Genomic DNA, 16,631 nt, shown 5'->3' with positions numbered 1-16,631 from the left:
GTGAAAACTAATATTGATGAGCCGTGTGCGGGAAATCTGCAAGCACGGTTCTTTAGGGGGAGTTGTAGTAATAAAACTCAAACGAGAGGAGTAAAGCTACAGCTTCTACCGAACACTATTTAACTCCCTTGCCAATTCTGCCATTGATTTTAGCTCCAAATATCTTTCAAATATGTGCCCTACTATTTTCGCTTCTTTTTCATTTATTATTAATTCTTTATCTTTTACATCATACCCAAGCGGCAAAGTTCCTCCCATCCATAATCCTTGCTCTTTTGATGTTGCTATTTTATTTTTTACTCTCTCCACTATCATTTCTCTTTCTAGTTGTGCTGCTCCTGATAACACTGTTTGTACAAATTTTCCCATTGGCGTATTATTATCAAATATCTGCGTTACTGCTATAAAATTTACTCTATGCCTTCTAAAAAATGATGTCACTTCTATACTATCTTTTGTTTCCCTTGATAGCCTATCCAGAGTATATACCACTACACAATCTACTTCTCCTGCCTTTACATCTTCAAATAATTCCTTTATTGCTGGTCTTTCTAAATTCTTTCCTGAGAAACCTCCATCATCGTATCTTTTGGCCAATGCTACCCATCCTTCTCGGCTTTTTATATATTTTTCACATGCTACACGTTGCGCATCAAGACTATTAAACTTTTGTTCTAGACCATCTTCATTTGACTTCCTAGTATATATCGCACATCTTACCTCTTTCAGCATTCTTTCTCCTTATCTCTCATTCCAAATAGAAGCGGCCCATTGTAGCTCATTCCCATTATTTTCCCTGCTACTGCTGACAATGACGTATAAAACTCTTCTTTATAGATTAAACCCTTATCTGTTACCATCAACGCAGGCAATAAGGATATCTTCTACTTGTATCTTGTCAAAAGCATCTAATGTTTTAAGCTTAAGCATTAGGTGGAGAAGGGAGGAACTCTGTGCTTCTTCTTAGATATAAAATCTGTAGAGGAGATAAGAATTCCCTTCTCAAAAGTATAGGCTGGACGGTATCGTAGAAAAACCTAAATGGTTCTAATTCTGTATTCACAAGGTTAGCCTTACTTTTCATTTTAAATAGTAACGTATGGGGTTATATATGATCAACAACTTTCTGGGAATAGATGTATCAAAAGATCGCTTTGATGTTTTTCTCTCATTTATAAGTAAAAAAGGAAAACGTGAAACTAGGAAAAGAAGCTTTAAGAACGATGATAATGGGTTTCAAGGTCTGCAGAGCTTTCTACAAAAACATAACGTAGAGCAAGTGAAAGCTTGTATGGAAGCTACCGGTTGTTATAGTGAAGCTTTGGCTGAATTTCTACACAATGCTGGACATTTTGTAAGTGTTGTAAATCCTTATTGTATTAAATCTTATGCGAGGAGTAAGCTTGTAAGACAAAAGAATGATCAGACCGATGCAGAAATTATTGCTGATTATTGCCAAAGACAGGAACCTACTCGTTGGACACCACCTTCTCCTGAAATGAAAAAATTAAAACATCTTTATCGTTGCTCGGTTGCGTTAAAAGATGGATTAACATTCGTAAATAATCATTTAGAAAAGAAGGAGAGACTGCCTGAAGAAGTTGCAAATGCTTGGGAAAACCTTGCAGTGAACATAGAACAATCAATAGAAACAATAAAAAACTCCATACGTGAACTATTAAAACAGCACAAAGAGTTGTTGGAAAACTTTCAACTCTTATTGACTATTCCAGGAATAGGAGAGGAATCAGCAATAGCTATTTTAGCTGAAATTCCTGACACAAAGGCTTTTATAAATGCCAGACAATTGGCAGCATACGCTGGAACTATACCACGAAATATAACATCAGGTTCATCTGTATATGCCAAGCCCAGATTAAGTAAATCAGGTTCACGAACACTACGTAAGGCCATGTATTTTCCTGCTATAGTAGCTAAAAATCACAATCCTATTATTATGACTTTTTGCAAGAGATTAAAAGAAAAAGGCAAGCATAATATGGCCATTGTTGGTGCTGCAATGCGTAAGTTGCTTCATATTGTTTTTGGTATTTTAAAATCAAAAAAGGCTTTTAATCCTGACCATATCAAAAGCTACAGGACTAGGAGATTGACTGAAGCTTTAGTAATTTAAAATCGAAAAATGCTTCCATTCTATCTTATGTAAAATGGTATCTTACACAAATTTATTGAATGTAGTTGGTTAGTGTATATGTTGATAAGTGTAAAAGACAAGATTTAATCTGACAGACAAGAATTAACTGACAGAAGAATTGAGGTAGTCAAAACTAATATCAGGCTCTTGTTTAATACAACTACAATCTGTATACCGCTACACAGGACGGGAATTGGCAGTATTTTTTGATTTCACAATATAACTTAGGCAATTTAGATTCAATTTTTGTAATTTTCTTGTTGACTGGCGAGACGGTATCTCCTCTCTCTAATATTAGCTCTGTTCCTGCTACTGGCAGTTTGTCACTACTTATTCTTTTTCCCTTCTCTAGCCGATCTGCTAGATACTCTAGTCTTTTTGTTCCTTTTCTTGACATTTCTCCATACGCTTCCTCCTGTATTCTATATGCTAGTCTCGGTATCAGATATTTCTTTGAGTATCTAGGCGCCTCTTCCCCATATACCTTCTTCCATATTTTTCTCAGTTCATCCAAAGGTTTTCTCTCTAAATTCATTACTTTCTTTTCTACTTCTTTCTCCATATTTTTAGCCTTTCATAAATAACTTCTCAATTCTGTCTGTTTCTTTCTTCAATATCTTGGTTATCTCTTTGCTATTTTTTGCATAATCCATCGCTGTCATTCCAAATTTATCTGCTTGCTCTATTTCTGCTCCTGCTTCCACTAACTCTTTTACTATTTCCACTTTCCCCACCATACATGCAAGGTGTAGAGGTATGAATTTATTTCCATATTCCTCAGCATTTACGTCTGCTCCTGATTTTATCAACTCCCTCACGATTTCTAGGCGTTTCTCCGTTACCGCTAGGTGCAGTGCTGTATATCCTTCTACATCTTTAGCATTCACATTCGCTCCTTTTTCGACTAATAACTCCACTGTTTTTACCTCTACTGCATAATGTAGAGCTGTTCTTCCTTTTTCGTCTCTTTCATAAATATTTTCAAACGAGTTCTCTAATAGTGACTCCTCTTTTTTACCGAGCTTTACCATAACTTACCCCACCTTTTCTTTAAATTTAAATCCCTAAGCCTTCCTTTTTACCACCTCATCTATCATTTCATTCACTTGGCTGATTATCTTGCTTGCTAAATTTTGACATTCTTTCTTTATTAGCGATTTGTCTCTCTTCCTTATTTCTTCTATCTCTATTATTTTTAGCTCCGGCATATAGCTCCCATTCAACATGTCTGCTATTTCTCCCACTAGCCCCTCTATTCCATAGCAGGTCAGTTCTCTACTTTTTGTTACTCCTCCTTTTTCTCTCAAAAATTTACTTGCCTTTTCACTCTCTTTGCTATCACATAGACGATACTTTTCACTTTCCCATATGTAATACATTGGTGTTGCACCATATTTATTCAGCTGATTAACTGCAGCCCCTGCTTTTACTAGCTCTTTTATTATTTCAACTCCTGCTCCTCCTATTTTGCACGCAGAGTGCAGTGGCGTACATCCACTGACATATTGAGTGGCATTTACTTCCGCTCCTTCCCTTAGCAGCACTTTTACATTTTCTAAACTCTTTGCGAATACTGCACAGTGTAGAGGTGTATAACCATTTTTATCTCTTGCATTTATCTCTGCCCCCTTTTTTATTAATAATCTCACTGTTTTGTAATCAGAGATTTCCACTGCTTGGTGCAATATCGTCTCTCCTTTTTCATTTCTTTTATTAATATCGTTACTTGATACTTCTTTAAAAAACTTACTCTTGCTAAAACTGTTCGGTAGAAGCTGTAGCTTTACTCCTCTCGTTTGAGTTTTATTACTACAACTCCCCCTAAAGAACCGTGCTTGCAGATTTCCCGCACACGGCTCATCAATATTAGTTTTCACAGTCGTCCCTCTTATGCATATAAAGAAAAATGTATTTTTGGCTTTGGTAATGGATTTACTTCTACGTAGTGTACAAACTGTTCCCAGGTCATACTCTTTTTCTGACTACGCCGATTTATCCATTTAAATGCTAGCTTTCTTACTGATGTGTAAAATTGTTTCAAACACCAATAATTTCCGCTAATACCAAAGTAGTTATAGTGTCCTGTTAATTTAGCCTTCAGTACTTGCCACCAATCTTTAAGTCGAATACTTCCGCGGACTATTTTCAACCACTCCTTGATTTCTTTTAGTTTTCTGGCTAGATTTAACTTTGAGGTTTTATGTCCCATTATTAATCTACCACGACGACTTTTTGCACCATAGTGCGTAAACCCCAGAAAATTGAAACTTTCCGTCCTTCGTTTCTCTCTTATCGCTTGTTGCCACTCCCTCTTGCCAAACTTTACTACTCTGGTCTTGTTTTCAGATACTTCCAACCCAAATTTATTTAGCCTTTGTTTCAGTAATTCCAGAAATTCTTCCGCGTCTACCTTACTTTCGCAACAAACCACAAAATCGTCGCAAAACCTTATTAGTTGTATATATCCTCTGGATCTTGGTTTAAATTTCTTTTCTATCCATAAATCCAACACATAATGTAAGTATATATTTGCTAATACAGGACTTACTATACCACCTTGGGGTGTACCTTGTTTTGTTGCTTCATAATTTCCAGCTTCGACTATCCCTGCCTTGAGAAACCGCTTTACTAACCACAGCAAATTTGGGTCAGTTATTCGTTCCCTTAGACATCTCATTAGCCATTTATGCTGTATATTATCGTAGAACTTCTTGATATCCACTTCTACAATGTAGTTTATTGGCTTGTACATAACTGCTTTATCTAGTGCATTTACCGCTTGATGACAGTTTCTTCCAGGTCGAAATCCATATGAGCTGTCCAGAAAGTTTGCCTCGTAAATATTTTCTAATATCTTCTTCAGCATAATCTGTACTAATTTATCCTCGGTCGATGGTATTCCGAGTCCGCGTTTCTCTTTACTTCCAGCTTTCGGTATATATACCCTCTTTACTGGTTGTGGTTGATATTGCTTCCTCTTCATACTTTCTACTAGCACTTCGAGTTTCTCATTCAGATTTTCTCCGTATGATTCCACTGTTATCTGGTCTACTCCACAAGCCTTGTTACGCTTCAGTTCTTTATAACATCTCGCAAGATTCTCTGTATTTATCAGATGGACTAACGATGTGAATTTTAGTCGCTTATCTTGCTTTGCTCTTACTGCTATCTGGTTTAGTTTATTTTGCATGTTATTCCAACCTCCGTTGTATTGGCCTAGCAATCCCTATTCCAGTTACTATATTGCTGATCGCTTCCCCTTGTACGTGGCTTTCCCACATTCTGAGTACTATCAATCAGTCCGACTTCCCCTGCATCTTCCGCTAGTTCTTGCCTTTGTTGACTTGTTCCAGCGTACCTTTGTAGGAATGCATAGGATCTCCCAAGTTCACTTGAAGTCCATTTCAATACATGGCACGGTCTCAGATCCCGATAGAGTGAGTGATAACTTGCCTTTACGTTATCCTTCATGCTGTCTTCCATGGCCATGAAAATGTCGACCTCTATGTCTTCAGGTATTTCGGAACTCAATCCCTTCACTTTCGTTGTACCCTGCATTGTCCATCCCACTAGCTCTATTACACTCGTTACCTCATGCAACATAGTGGTCTGTTCCAAACTGTTGGCTAGACTTTGTTTGTGTTGGATTTTCACCAACTGTTCTCCAAGCACTTCTTGGCGCACCATTTGCAACATCACTACGGCGCTGCTTAATAGTACTATGAACGCGCCCACTACTGTAGACTTCTGCTACATATGCAAATGCTTCTTGAGATGCTTCTTTGATATTCTTCATTGCTTGCGGAACAAAAGTTTTTTTGTGTTTAAGTTCTTCTATTTCTTTTTTTTGATTATCAATCTCCTCATTTTTTTTATTAATTTCAATTTTTTGCTTAGAAATTTCTTCCTCTTTAGCTTTTACTTCCGCTTCTTTTTTAGTCAGTTGGTCATTTTGCCCAGAAATTGTTTGCTCTTGAGTTTGTATCTTAGCTTCTAACTCAGAAATTGTTTGCTTTTGAGCCTGTACTTTATCTTCTTCTTTAGCTAGTTGAGCATCTTTTTTAGATATTTCTTCTACTTTCTCAGCCAGTTGAACATCTTTCTCAGAAATAGTTTTGTTCTTACTAATTGCTTTATATGAAAGTGCAATAGTTACAACAGAAAATATAGCACAACCAATAATAAATGGCAGGCCAACACTTAATGCTGCAACTGGAGCTAAGAAACCAATATAAGGAGCTGCAGCAAATATTCCTGATGCCAATAAAGTGAAAGTAGCCAAAGTTCCAGTTATATAATAGGGTACATTGTTTTTATTTATCACGATTATTCCTCACGTACTATAAAATATAGTATCATTATAAATTGTCAAGTTAACTTTTTACATAAAAAAATAATCAATGAACTTGGGAACAAGAAGATTGCTGCCAAGCTACAAACTATGCCTCTCCGTGTAATCTTTAAATGAACCTCTGTTAGAGTCAAAATATAGCTTCACACTGCCAATTGGTCCATTTCTCTGCTTTGCAATAATGAGCTCTGCAATGTTTCTAATTTTTTCCATTTTCTCTTGCCATTCCCGATGTTTATTGTTCCCTTCATTTGGCTGTTTTCTTAGTTCATAATACTCTTCTCTATAGAGAAACATTACTATATCTGCGTCTTGCTCTATGCTTCCTGAATCACGTAAATCAGAAAGTTGTGGTTTTTTATCATCCCTCTGCTCAACAGAACGAGAGAGCTGAGATAGTGCAACAATGGGAATATTTAGCTCCTTTGCAATTGCTTTCAAACCCTGCGTTACTTCCGAGATTTCTTGCACTCTATTTTCATTACTCCTTTTTGTTGTTCCTCTGATTAGCTGCAAATAATCAATGAATACCACTTCTACATTATATAATTGATACAGCAAGCGTATTCTGGTGCGAAGGGCACTAATTGATAGCGCAGGGGTGTCATCTATGATGAAAGGCAGTTCAGACAATTCTGTACTAGTATTGATAAATTCATGCAATTCAAAATCACTAATTCTCCCGGTTAATGCCTTATAATAACTAATCCCTGAATCTATAGTGATCAGCCTTGCAGTTAATTGCTCTGCTGACATTTCAAGCGAGAAAAACGCTACATAGTGTTGTTTATCTGCTCTTTTTTGCAACATCTTACAAGCATTAAGTGCGATGTTTAGCGCCAATGCTGTTTTACCCATAGAAGGCCTTGCAGCTAGAATTAATAGGTCAGATTTCTGCAAACCACCAAGAAGCTGATTTAGATCTTGAAGTCCGGTTGTAACGCCCAGCGCTTCTGGATTATTTTTCAGCGTGCTGATCTTCTCAACTACGTCTTTAATTGAACTTGCAAGTTTTATATATGTTTTCTCACCTTGTTTTTTTATTGCTAAGTTGAACAATTTTGTCATTGCTTGTTCAATTTGCGCCTGTGCAGGGTTTTCAATATCGTAGTTGTAGCTATCACCAACTATTTCTTGCCCGAGCTTAATTAAACATCTCCTTAAGTAAGTGTCACGGATTATTCTAGTCAAACTATAGATATCAAGTGCAATACTTGCTTTAGCTGCAAGCTTTGCTAAGTACTCTACCCCACCACATTCGGTAAATGCTTGGTCGTTCTCAAAAAACATTTTTAGGCTGAGTTCATTGGCAATTATGCCGTGTTTTCTGGTTTTGGATATTTGCGTAAAAATACTTTGATGTAATGGATCATAAAAATTCTCTGCCGTGATTGTGTCTTCAACTGCATCACAGATTCTATTATCACGAATCATTGCACCAATAAGCATTTGCTCGGCTTCTAAATTATGCGGTAATTTACATATTTCCTTGTCTACACTTCTTGAACTGAGGAGACTAGCTAATTCATTCATTTTAAGTTTTGAGAGTAACTGTTGATTATTGTAGAATATTTAGTCCTCATTTGAAAGATGTAAAGGCAAAAAAATTTGACTAATTCCGTGTTGCCTATAGCATTAAAACTTAATGCCCCTGTGGTGGAATGGTAGACACGGCAGACTCAAAATCTGCTGCTTGCAAAAGCATGCTGGTTCAAGTCCGGCCAGGGGCACGTTAAATATTGGAAAGTGTATATATGTTACATAAATTTTTTGATCGTTTATTTTCTATTTTTTCTTCTATAAATGTTATTCAAAAGGTAAAGAAAGATGAAAATGGAATATGTTATGTAACGGGCCTCAGGCGCTATATATCAGTATTGCTTGATTTGATTATTATTGTCTTGTTCTTGCAGTTTTGCAGCCAAGCCTTAAATCAGCTCTTTATGAACTCAGAGGATAGCAAAATATTAAGTCAAATTGCTGCAAAATCCCAAATGCAAGCACCACTGTCTGCGGAAGAAAAGACAACGCAGAGTAGACTTATAAAATTACTAATCCTAAATCAAATAGTCCAATGCATTATGCTCTTTTGCTATGTAACATATATGTGGGTAAGGTTTGCTGCTACACCTGGAAAACTATTACTTGGGCTTAGAGTTGTGGATGCACAAACTTTCGAAAAGATAACTTTAAGACAAGCAACAAAGAGATTTTTTTCCTTTATATTGTCAGTTGCACCATTATTTCTAGGCTTCATATGGTCAAATTTCAACAAACGCTGTCAAACTTGGCACGACAAGATCGCAAGCACAGTGGTTGTCACGAGTAAAAGCCTTAGAAGGCAGAACTAAAAACTACTTGACACCCTTCGCCAGCCCCCTTATCATGAAACTGAAGGTATTCAGTTATCTTCATCTGTGCAGATTAAACAGCAAGAAAACAACGTAGTTGGCGTCTTATTTTTAATTTTTTGCACTATGTGCACCTTATGTCTTCACAATATTTCTAGGTTTTTACCTATATAAGCTGAAACGCGCTTATAAGTCGTTTAAGACAGTATAGTACGCCAATTTGCAGGATTAGGGAGTGAACACTAATTACCACGGGGTTTCTTTTGCCTTTTTTTCTGCTTAGTAAATTTCTTAAACATTTTAGCTAAAGTTAGTTGCACTTAAAAGCAGCTAAATTGCAGCGTTTAAGGCTTAAAAAACGCCAAATACTGAAAATAGACAATGACCAGGGCTTCTTTTGCCTTTTTTTTTGTTTAGTAAATTTCTTAACGTTTGTAGCTAAACGACAACCGTCATCCCAGTACCTTCTCTTGTCATCCCAGTGCCCAGACACTGGGATCCAGGAATTTTATTAAGTTGGTAAGCATAAAAGTAGCCGTTTTATGCTAAAGTACAACGTTTTGATGATTATGAAAAAGCTGGATTCCAGTGTCAAGCACTGGAATGACACCCTCTTGGATGGAAATCAGCGTCAGCTACTGGGATGACAGCTAGCCTGACAACCGTCATTCCGCTGTTTGTTAGCGGAATCTATGCTTGAGATACCGCGGCGGTATGACGTAGGGTTGCACTAGCTATATCATGCATTTTATTAACCGACACTATAAACAACATCCTTACAATTATGAGATTGGACTACAACTTGCTCAAGCGTTAAGCTGCTGCGTTTAGCGTCTTTACTGTGGTTTTCTCCAAGAACCTCTGTTCTTTCTTGTTTTATTTCTTCAATGAATTTCTTGTTAACGCTTTCAGGATCAATCTTTTCCTGAGAATATATAAGGTTAGTGCAATTTGTTTTTCTATAATAATGCACGCCAGAACATATAATTAATAATGCAAATACACCTGAACCTATAAGTAATGATAATCCTATGTTATTAGTCAAAGGGTTTTGGTAAAATTTTTGTACGTTATTAACACCGCCTTCCGCATACAATAATAGAGGAAGTGCTATATTTGCAGCAACTACACCGGTCAGTAATGCAGTAAATAGTGGCCTATTGTTAATTACTGATTCTATTTTACTAGTTTTACTAATTACTTTTTTGTCAATGTTCATGAAGTCGTTTTCAGATTCCAAAGCATTAAATACAAAATTTGAATGAGTGTTATTGCTATATTCCAGTCTTACAGATTTTATAGCTTTATTTTCTGGCTGACACCCCAACACATTATCTAAAATTTCATCTGCATCTTTTCCTTGAGTTTTATGCTCTGCAGTATTTCTAAATTGCTTTATTGCAAAAAGTATTGGACTAATTGCAAGCACCGCAGCAAGTGCGATAACTGGTATAGTGATATATTTTGGGCTGTTTGTAAAAAATGCAATAAATTTTGCTTTATCTTGTAAGTATAATAAAGCTGCAGATGTGCTGAGTATAATAGCAGTGGCAGTAAAAATTATAAAGCCCTTCTGCTGCATGGCATATTTTGCTCTTGGCAAGAATCTGTTTGTTTTTTTATTTTTTAAAATTGCATCGTCATTTATGTCAGATTCACTATTTGTAAGCAAAGACTTTTTAGAGTCGCCCGCGCTCATATATGATGGTAAAGTAGTTGAAGACGTATTGCTAAGTTTGTTACTCAATTCTCCGCTTAACCGTGTTAATGTTTTATCAAGATCAAGATTCTCAGAGTTATCAAATACTGTCTCTTGAGAAGGTGATCTGCTTAGAATTGAATTTTGACCATCTATTCCACTGTCTAAACTCTTTTTCGAAGATTTTGTATCTGGGTCTATAGTTGCATAAATAGGTTCTTCTGATCCATCACCAACTGATCCTTCCATATTTAAGTTTGCTGTTTCTTTATCATCAGACTCGCCATCAAACGGACTTGTAGAGTGTGAAATTTCATTTTTATCGTTTGTTCGTGGCACTGTGCTTCTAGGCTCTGTGGACAAAAAATATGAAAAGAGAGAAAAAGATGGTAGTTTAGCTTAATAGGTAAAAAATGGAGAAACTACCATATGCAATATTACATCAAAGAGGAAAATTGGAAACAAATTTTAGAGTTCATAAAAAGCGTAAAAGGAATGCATAGCAAAGATGAAAAACGTTTAAGAATATTCATAGAGGCAGTGTGGTACATAGTCCGAAGTGGTTGCCAATGGAGACTTTTACCAAAAACTTATGGTAATTACAGGAGTATACATAAGCGATTTAAAAGATGGTGTGGAAGAGATGTCTGGGAAAAATTGCTTGAATATACTAAACAAGAGCCTGATTTAGAAGTTGCTATAATCGACGGTACGATCATCCGAGCCCATCCATGTTCATCTGGATATACAAAAAACTCCAAGGATCAAGAAGCTTTAGGGAGGAGCAAAGGTGGCTTTACAACTAAAATACATGCGCTTGTCGATGCACTTGGAAATCCACTTAAATTTACTCTGACCCCTGGTCAAAGAAATGAGATTACACAAGCAGCAACATTAACTGAAAGTGTCTATAATACCACTGTAGTGGCTGATAAAGGCTATGACAGCAATGCTTTTGTTACGAGTCTTGAAAGCAAGGGATGTACAGCAGTTATTCCTCCGAAGCGTAATCGAAAAGTGCAGAGGGGTTACGATAAACACATTTATAAAGAGCGTCATTTAATTGAGTGTTTTTCGGTAAAATTAAGAACTTTAGGCGTATTTTTTCCAGATTCGATAAAACGGCTGAGGTTTTTATGGGTTTTCTAAATTTTGTCGGGGCTCTTGTATGGCTTCTCTAAAATTTTGTCCACAGAGCCTAGGTGCTGGTGTCGGCAGTACTTTCTTGCCATCTTCATCCTTTTTTGTATAAGAAGTTGGTGTGACATTATCTCCGTTTTCTAATCCATGCATATCTGCTCCAAAATTAATTACTATGCTGCATTGATTACGCTATAGTTATTAAGATGTAGTAAATACCAGTTTACGGATAATTATTAGTATAGAAATTGTCTATCAAAGATCCTTTCATTCAGAGGGTAATCTTTGTCAAAGAGCAAAGTTATTGTGTTTTCATGGTCTTTTTGTATTTTTATCTGTGATATATTATGAAACTCCTTGTAATCTGATACTACAAGTGCTGGACGGTTTTTTGTGTCGTTAATGTCAATTTGTACGATCGTATCATTTGAGATTAGTGCTCCATTCCAATGCCTTGGGTAATAGCTATTAATAGAGGTCAGTGCAAGTAAGTTTGAATTTAGTGGTAAAATTGGGCCACCGGCAGAGAAGTTATATGCAGTGCTACCTGTGGGAGTAGATAATATTACTCCGTCCCCTCTAAATTTTTCTACTTTTAGCTTATCATTAATAGTGATATTCATTTCTACTATTTGGTTTGCTTTTCTAAAAACATATACCTCGTTTACCGCTATGTAATGATATCTCTTGCCACTTGTGTCTGTTGCTTCCATTTTTAGCAAAGTTAACTGAGTTGAAGTTGCATGCTCTATATGATCAATTAAATCTTCACTGCAACTAAAGCATTTATTCATCAAAAACCCAACATTGCCAGTGTTTACTCCGTATACGTGTGTGTTTTTGTTTTCTATAACGTAATTATGCAAGGTGCGTAGCATAAAGCCATCACCGCCAACAACTATCAGTAGATCAATTTCGGACTTATTTTCTTCTGTTATATTGATAAAATTAAGTTTCTTTAATAGTTTAGATACTTCCTGCGATTTTGATGATTGAGAAGCAACATAGCCTATATTTTTGTATTTATGCATACTTCAGTAAACTCTCTAAAACTTAAAGAGGAGGAAAATTAGAAAATGCTTCCATATTTATCGTTAAACTTAGCTAATTTGCTAGTTTTACTTGCTGACCCGCTTGTCAAACTTCCAGTCCATGCAGGGTGAGTAAGAGGATCTCTATCAAGCTTTACCCTGTCTCCCTCCTTTCCATAAGTGGAACGAGTTTCAAATTCTTGACCATCTGTCATAACTATAATAATTTTATGATAATTCATTGTTGCTTATAAACTTTTAGTCAGTTAATATTCTAGTGAACTTAATTCACTAAGTCAATCATTATTCTAAAATATTGACAAAAAATAGATAAAATGTTATACTTAATAGGGAATAAATAATAGTTATCATGATTTTCGCTTTCCCTGGTCAGGGCTCTCAGTTTGTAGGAATGGGAAAGAGCTTATATAGTGAGTTTTCCGTTGCAAGACAAGTATTTAATGAAGTAGATAGCATATTGGGTAGAAAGCTGTCTCATTTAATCTTCAACGGTCCTATTGAAGAATTAACTATTACGGAAAACGCTCAGCCAGCTATAATGGCAGTGTCAATCGCGACGCTACGCGTTATCGAGCATGTGTTTGGCAAATCTCTTTTCACTGATCACAATGTTAAATATGTTTGTGGACATTCAGTTGGCGAATATACAGCGTTGTGTGCTGCAGGAGCGTTAACGCTTGAGTCTGCAGTCAAGCTGCTAAAAGTTCGCAGCGAAGCAATGCATGAAGCTTCACTGAAATGTAAAGGCGGAATGGTCGCATTGCTTGGAGCAGAGATAAATGAAGTGGAAGACATATTAAGATCAGCCAAAATTGACGGAATTTGTGAAATTGCAAACGATAATGGCGGTGGGCAGGTAGTGGTAAGTGGTACTGCAGAAGTCCTTGAGATATTACCTGATTTATTCAAAAACTCGAGTGTGAAGAAATTGATTAAATTACAGGTTAGTGGACCTTTTCATTCATCTCTTATGAAACCTGCTGATGAAAAAGTTTTGGAATTTTTGAAGGGTATTAAAATGACTCGCCCTATAGTTCCTTTGATATCAAATGTTACAGCTAAAGAGGAGAGTGATCCCAAAGTTATAAAAACTTTGCTTGCTAAGCAAATTATAAGCAGAGTGAGATGGAGAGAAATGGTTTTACATATGGCGCGTTGTGGTATTAACAAGTTCGTTGAAATTGGCCCTAATAAAGTTTTATCTAATTTAGTTAAAAGAATTGACCAATCTATCAGTACGAAAAGCATAGGTAGCATTGGCGATATTGACAGCTTCTTTAATGAATCATTAGTACTAACAGCGAAAAATTTAAAAGTTGGGTTAAGTTAAAACACATCTGTTTGCCAGCGCGTCTAGCTGGAATGACAGAGGGTAATGCAAGAAATCAACGAACTACCTGTCATTTTATCAGGTTCTTTAATTCCAAGTAGCTGTAAAATAGTAGGGGCAATATCGGATAACTCCTATGATGTCATTCCAGTGCTTGACACTGGAATCTAATCTTTCACTATCAAAGATATTATTTTTAATATAAGATTACAACTTAATCTTTAATCTGGATTCCAGTGTCAAGCACTGGAATGACACCTTCCCGGTGTCTCAAACTACAACAGCTGTGCATATCCAGTTAGAAAGTAATGCGAAAAATTATACAATCAACGAACTACCTGTCATTTCATCAGGTTTTTTAATTCCAAGTAGCTGTAAAATGGTAGGGGCGATGTCAGATAACCTTCCGTCTCTTAGTTTTAGATTGTTACAAGATACGATGAATGGAACTTTATTTAGAGTATGTGCTGTATGAGGTGTATTATTTTCCTCATCGAACATACATTCCACATTACCATGGTCTGCAGTGACAATTAATGCGGTGTTGCTTGACTTTTTAACAGCACTAAGCACTTTTGCAAGACAATCATCTACAGCTAGCACAGCTTTCTCGGCTGCTTTTATATTACCTGTATGCCCTACCATATCAGGATTAGCGTAATTTACAACTATCAGTGCGAATTCTTGGGAGTGAATTTTTTCTACAAGCTTTTCTGTGAGCTCGGAGGCTGACATTTCGGGCTGCAAATCATAAGTTTGAACTTTTGGTGAGGGAATGAGTATTCTTTCTTCACCAAGGAAAGGTTCTTCTTTTCCACAATTGAAAAAGAAAGTCACATGAGCGTATTTCTCGGTTTCGGCAATGCGTAATTGTCGTAATTTGTTGTCTTCTATTGTTTGTCCTAGAGTATCAACGAAAGAAGTAGGAGGAAAAATATAAGGAATTTTGAGATCTTCTTTATACTTCATCATACTTAGAATTGAAGAGAATTTTGCTACCTCAATATAGTCTGTTTTGCCTAGCAAAATACTTGCTAATTGTATCATTCGATCAGCACGAAAGTTAGCTAACAGCACTCCATCTTCTGGTTTTATACCTTGATAGTCACCTATTACTGCGGGCCTGATAAACTCATCAGTTATGTTATTCTGATAATTTTCATCAATCAACGATACTGCATTATCATGACGAGGTGCCTTTGCAAATGCGATAGCCTCATAAGCCTCAATTGTTCTCTCCCACCTGTTATCACGGTCCATAGCATAGTAACGCCCAGAAACAGTAGCAATTCTTATGTCATTATTCTTTATATTCTCTTCAAATTCTTGAATGCATTTTTTTCCTGAATTCGGCAATGTGTCTCTGCCATCTAAAAATGCATGTATCACCACTTTGATTCCATGCTGTGATATTTTTTTTGCTAAAGCTCCAATATGCTTTTGATGCGAATGAACACCGCCATCTGATATCAACCCCATTATATGGCATATGCCATTCTTACTTTTTAGATTACTAATAAAATTTTGTAGATTTGTATTATTTTCTATTGTTCCGATTTCTTGATTAATGCGCTGAAGGCTTTGCATTACTACTCTACCACTGCCAATATTCATATGGCCAACTTCTGAATTACCTATTTGACCACCAGGTAACCCAACATCAGCTCCACAGGCGGATAAACTGCATTTTGGATAATTAGAGCTAATATATTGCCAGCAGGGTGGATTTACGTTGCTGATAGCATTGTATTTACTGCTTTCCACTCCATTTCCCCAGCCATCTAGTATACATAAAACGACTGATTTAATGCCCATATAAGATTAACACTAGAATTTAACAGAGAAGAGCTCCCCGGGCCGGATTCGAACCAGCGACCAATTGGTTAACAGCCAACTGCTCTACCACTGAGCTACCGAGGAATAAACCGTCTTTAATTTATCACGTTGAACGTTGGTTGTAAACGTTTTTTGTGTAGACTTTGAGTCCAACTGGTCATAGAAACAAAAACTTACTTGACACCCTTCGCCAGCCCCCTTATCATGAAACTGAAGCTATTGTATTTGCTTTCGCCAATCTGCAGATTAAAAGGTAAGGATTACTTAATGTATCGGCGTCTTATGTTCAATTTTTTGCAGTATATAGATACTGTATGTCTTTACAAAACTTCATCTACATCTAGATTTTTATCTAAATAAGCTGAACGCGCTTATAAAGCGTTACAAGACATCAAAAAATGCCAATACTCGACAGAGATAGTAAAAGACTAGCTAACTCGGGGATTCTTTGTCTTTTTTTCTGCTTAGTAAATTTCTTAAACATTTGCAGCGTAGGTTAGTTGCAATTAAAAGCAGCTGAATCTCGCTTGTCAAGCGTTTAAAACATAAAAAACGCCAATATTTTAAAGCGGATAATAACCACGGGGCTTCTTTTGCCTTTTTTTTTTATTTGGTAAATTTCTTAATATTTATAGCTAACATGAACAAACATTTGAGAGTAACTTCCGCTAGTAGGGTGTCATCCCAGTGCGTGACACTGGGATCTAGCCTTTATTA

Annotated in this window: 17 protein-coding genes, 2 tRNA genes and 3 pseudogenes; 7 read left to right on the top strand and 15 right to left on the bottom strand. The window is 36.4% G+C overall.

Annotation, left to right across the window (positions count from 1 at the left end; genetic code table 11):
* A complete protein-coding gene (locus tag ACQH1X_RS02880) occupies positions 1 to 123 on the top strand; it encodes a hypothetical protein (protein WP_425386492.1) in 123 nt (40 codons plus the stop codon).
* Here ACQH1X_RS02880 and ACQH1X_RS02875 read toward each other — a convergent pair.
* Positions 118 to 732, bottom strand: a pseudogene (locus tag ACQH1X_RS02875) (recombinase family protein); the annotation flags it as partial. The gene ACQH1X_RS02880 and the pseudogene ACQH1X_RS02875 overlap by 6 nt on opposite strands.
* Positions 726 to 866, bottom strand: a pseudogene (locus ACQH1X_RS02870) (DUF2924 domain-containing protein); the annotation flags it as partial. The pseudogenes ACQH1X_RS02875 and ACQH1X_RS02870, both read right to left, overlap by 7 nt.
* A gap of 245 nt (positions 867 to 1,111) precedes the next feature.
* Between ACQH1X_RS02870 and ACQH1X_RS02865 the strand changes: the two are divergent.
* Entirely contained in the window at positions 1,112 to 2,134 is a 1,023-nt protein-coding gene (locus tag ACQH1X_RS02865; protein WP_425385829.1) for an IS110 family transposase, read from the top strand.
* 181 nt (positions 2,135 to 2,315) lie between these two features.
* Here ACQH1X_RS02865 and ACQH1X_RS02860 read toward each other — a convergent pair whose 3' ends face one another.
* From ACQH1X_RS02860 to ACQH1X_RS02830, 7 genes are all read right to left on the bottom strand, one after another.
* Entirely contained in the window at positions 2,316 to 2,717 is a 402-nt protein-coding gene (locus ACQH1X_RS02860) for a DUF2924 domain-containing protein (RefSeq protein ID WP_425386491.1), read from the bottom strand.
* 4 nt (positions 2,718 to 2,721) lie between these two features.
* Complete coding sequence (locus ACQH1X_RS02855) at positions 2,722 to 3,186, bottom strand: ankyrin repeat domain-containing protein (protein WP_425386490.1); 465 nt, start codon at positions 3,184 to 3,186, stop codon at positions 2,722 to 2,724.
* Between the two features lie 33 nt (positions 3,187 to 3,219).
* A complete protein-coding gene (locus ACQH1X_RS02850) occupies positions 3,220 to 3,873 on the bottom strand; it encodes an ankyrin repeat domain-containing protein (RefSeq protein WP_425386651.1) in 654 nt (217 codons plus the stop codon).
* A gap of 170 nt (positions 3,874 to 4,043) precedes the next feature.
* Positions 4,044 to 5,345, bottom strand: a complete 1,302-nt coding sequence (ltrA, locus tag ACQH1X_RS02845) for a group II intron reverse transcriptase/maturase (protein WP_425385808.1) — start codon at positions 5,343 to 5,345, stop codon at positions 4,044 to 4,046.
* Positions 5,346 to 5,371: 26 nt separating this feature from the next.
* The gene (locus tag ACQH1X_RS02840) at positions 5,372 to 5,758 is read right to left on the bottom strand and encodes a hypothetical protein (RefSeq protein ID WP_246433168.1); all 387 of its coding nucleotides are present in this window, start codon (positions 5,756 to 5,758) and stop codon (positions 5,372 to 5,374) included.
* Positions 5,748 to 6,479, bottom strand: a complete 732-nt coding sequence (locus tag ACQH1X_RS02835; RefSeq protein ID WP_425386489.1) for a hypothetical protein — start codon at positions 6,477 to 6,479, stop codon at positions 5,748 to 5,750. The genes ACQH1X_RS02840 and ACQH1X_RS02835 overlap by 11 nt, the downstream gene beginning before the upstream one ends.
* Before the next feature lie 108 nt (positions 6,480 to 6,587).
* A complete protein-coding gene (locus ACQH1X_RS02830) occupies positions 6,588 to 8,039 on the bottom strand; it encodes a replicative DNA helicase (protein ID WP_425386488.1) in 1,452 nt (483 codons plus the stop codon).
* 114 nt (positions 8,040 to 8,153) lie between these two features.
* Here ACQH1X_RS02830 and ACQH1X_RS02825 point away from each other — a divergent pair.
* Together ACQH1X_RS02825 and ACQH1X_RS02820 are read left to right on the top strand one after the other, a co-directional pair.
* A tRNA-Leu gene (locus ACQH1X_RS02825) sits at positions 8,154 to 8,236 on the top strand.
* Between the two features lie 24 nt (positions 8,237 to 8,260).
* Positions 8,261 to 8,857 carry an RDD family protein gene (locus ACQH1X_RS02820; RefSeq protein ID WP_425386487.1) on the top strand — a complete coding sequence of 199 codons (597 nt, stop codon included), beginning with the start codon at positions 8,261 to 8,263 and terminating at the stop codon, positions 8,855 to 8,857.
* A gap of 751 nt (positions 8,858 to 9,608) precedes the next feature.
* Here ACQH1X_RS02820 and ACQH1X_RS02815 read toward each other — a convergent pair.
* A complete protein-coding gene (locus tag ACQH1X_RS02815; RefSeq protein ID WP_425386486.1) occupies positions 9,609 to 10,919 on the bottom strand; it encodes a hypothetical protein in 1,311 nt (436 codons plus the stop codon).
* 66 nt (positions 10,920 to 10,985) lie between these two features.
* On the opposite strand from ACQH1X_RS02815, the pseudogene ACQH1X_RS02810 reads away from it, so the two are divergent.
* Positions 10,986 to 11,737, top strand: a pseudogene (locus tag ACQH1X_RS02810) (IS5 family transposase).
* Here ACQH1X_RS02810 and ACQH1X_RS02805 read toward each other — a convergent pair.
* From ACQH1X_RS02805 to rpmE, 3 genes are all read right to left on the bottom strand, one after another.
* Positions 11,691 to 11,849 carry a hypothetical protein gene (locus tag ACQH1X_RS02805; RefSeq protein WP_425386485.1) on the bottom strand — a complete coding sequence of 53 codons (159 nt, stop codon included), beginning with the start codon at positions 11,847 to 11,849 and terminating at the stop codon, positions 11,691 to 11,693. The pseudogene ACQH1X_RS02810 and the gene ACQH1X_RS02805 sit on opposite strands and share 47 nt — an antisense overlap.
* 83 nt (positions 11,850 to 11,932) lie before the next feature.
* Positions 11,933 to 12,727: an NAD kinase gene (locus tag ACQH1X_RS02800; RefSeq protein ID WP_425386484.1), complete on the bottom strand. Its 795-nt coding sequence runs from the start codon at positions 12,725 to 12,727 to the stop codon at positions 11,933 to 11,935.
* Between the two features lie 38 nt (positions 12,728 to 12,765).
* On the bottom strand, positions 12,766 to 12,969 hold the full coding sequence (gene rpmE / locus ACQH1X_RS02795; protein ID WP_250294634.1) for a 50S ribosomal protein L31: 204 nt from the start codon (positions 12,967 to 12,969) through the stop codon (positions 12,766 to 12,768).
* A gap of 128 nt (positions 12,970 to 13,097) precedes the next feature.
* Between rpmE and fabD the strand changes: the two genes are divergently transcribed.
* Both fabD and ACQH1X_RS02785 read left to right on the top strand, forming a co-directional pair.
* A complete protein-coding gene (gene fabD, locus ACQH1X_RS02790) occupies positions 13,098 to 14,078 on the top strand; it encodes an ACP S-malonyltransferase (RefSeq protein WP_425386483.1) in 981 nt (326 codons plus the stop codon).
* Positions 14,079 to 14,123: 45 nt separating this feature from the next.
* Positions 14,124 to 14,249, top strand: coding sequence for a hypothetical protein (locus ACQH1X_RS02785; protein ID WP_425386482.1), 126 nt, complete (start codon positions 14,124 to 14,126; stop codon positions 14,247 to 14,249).
* Positions 14,250 to 14,396: 147 nt separating this feature from the next.
* On the opposite strand, the gene gpmI is transcribed toward ACQH1X_RS02785, so the two are convergent.
* A complete protein-coding gene (gpmI, locus tag ACQH1X_RS02780; RefSeq protein WP_425386481.1) occupies positions 14,397 to 15,893 on the bottom strand; it encodes a 2,3-bisphosphoglycerate-independent phosphoglycerate mutase in 1,497 nt (498 codons plus the stop codon).
* 33 nt (positions 15,894 to 15,926) lie between these two features.
* Positions 15,927 to 15,998: transfer RNA gene (locus tag ACQH1X_RS02775), tRNA-Asn, on the bottom strand.
* Positions 15,999 to 16,631: the final 633 nt, after the last annotated feature.

The sequence above is a fragment of the Wolbachia endosymbiont (group A) of Barypeithes pellucidus genome (genome assembly GCF_964030885.1).
GTDB lineage: Bacteria > Pseudomonadota > Alphaproteobacteria > Rickettsiales > Anaplasmataceae > Wolbachia.
This window is presented reverse-complemented; position numbering and strand designations above follow the sequence as displayed.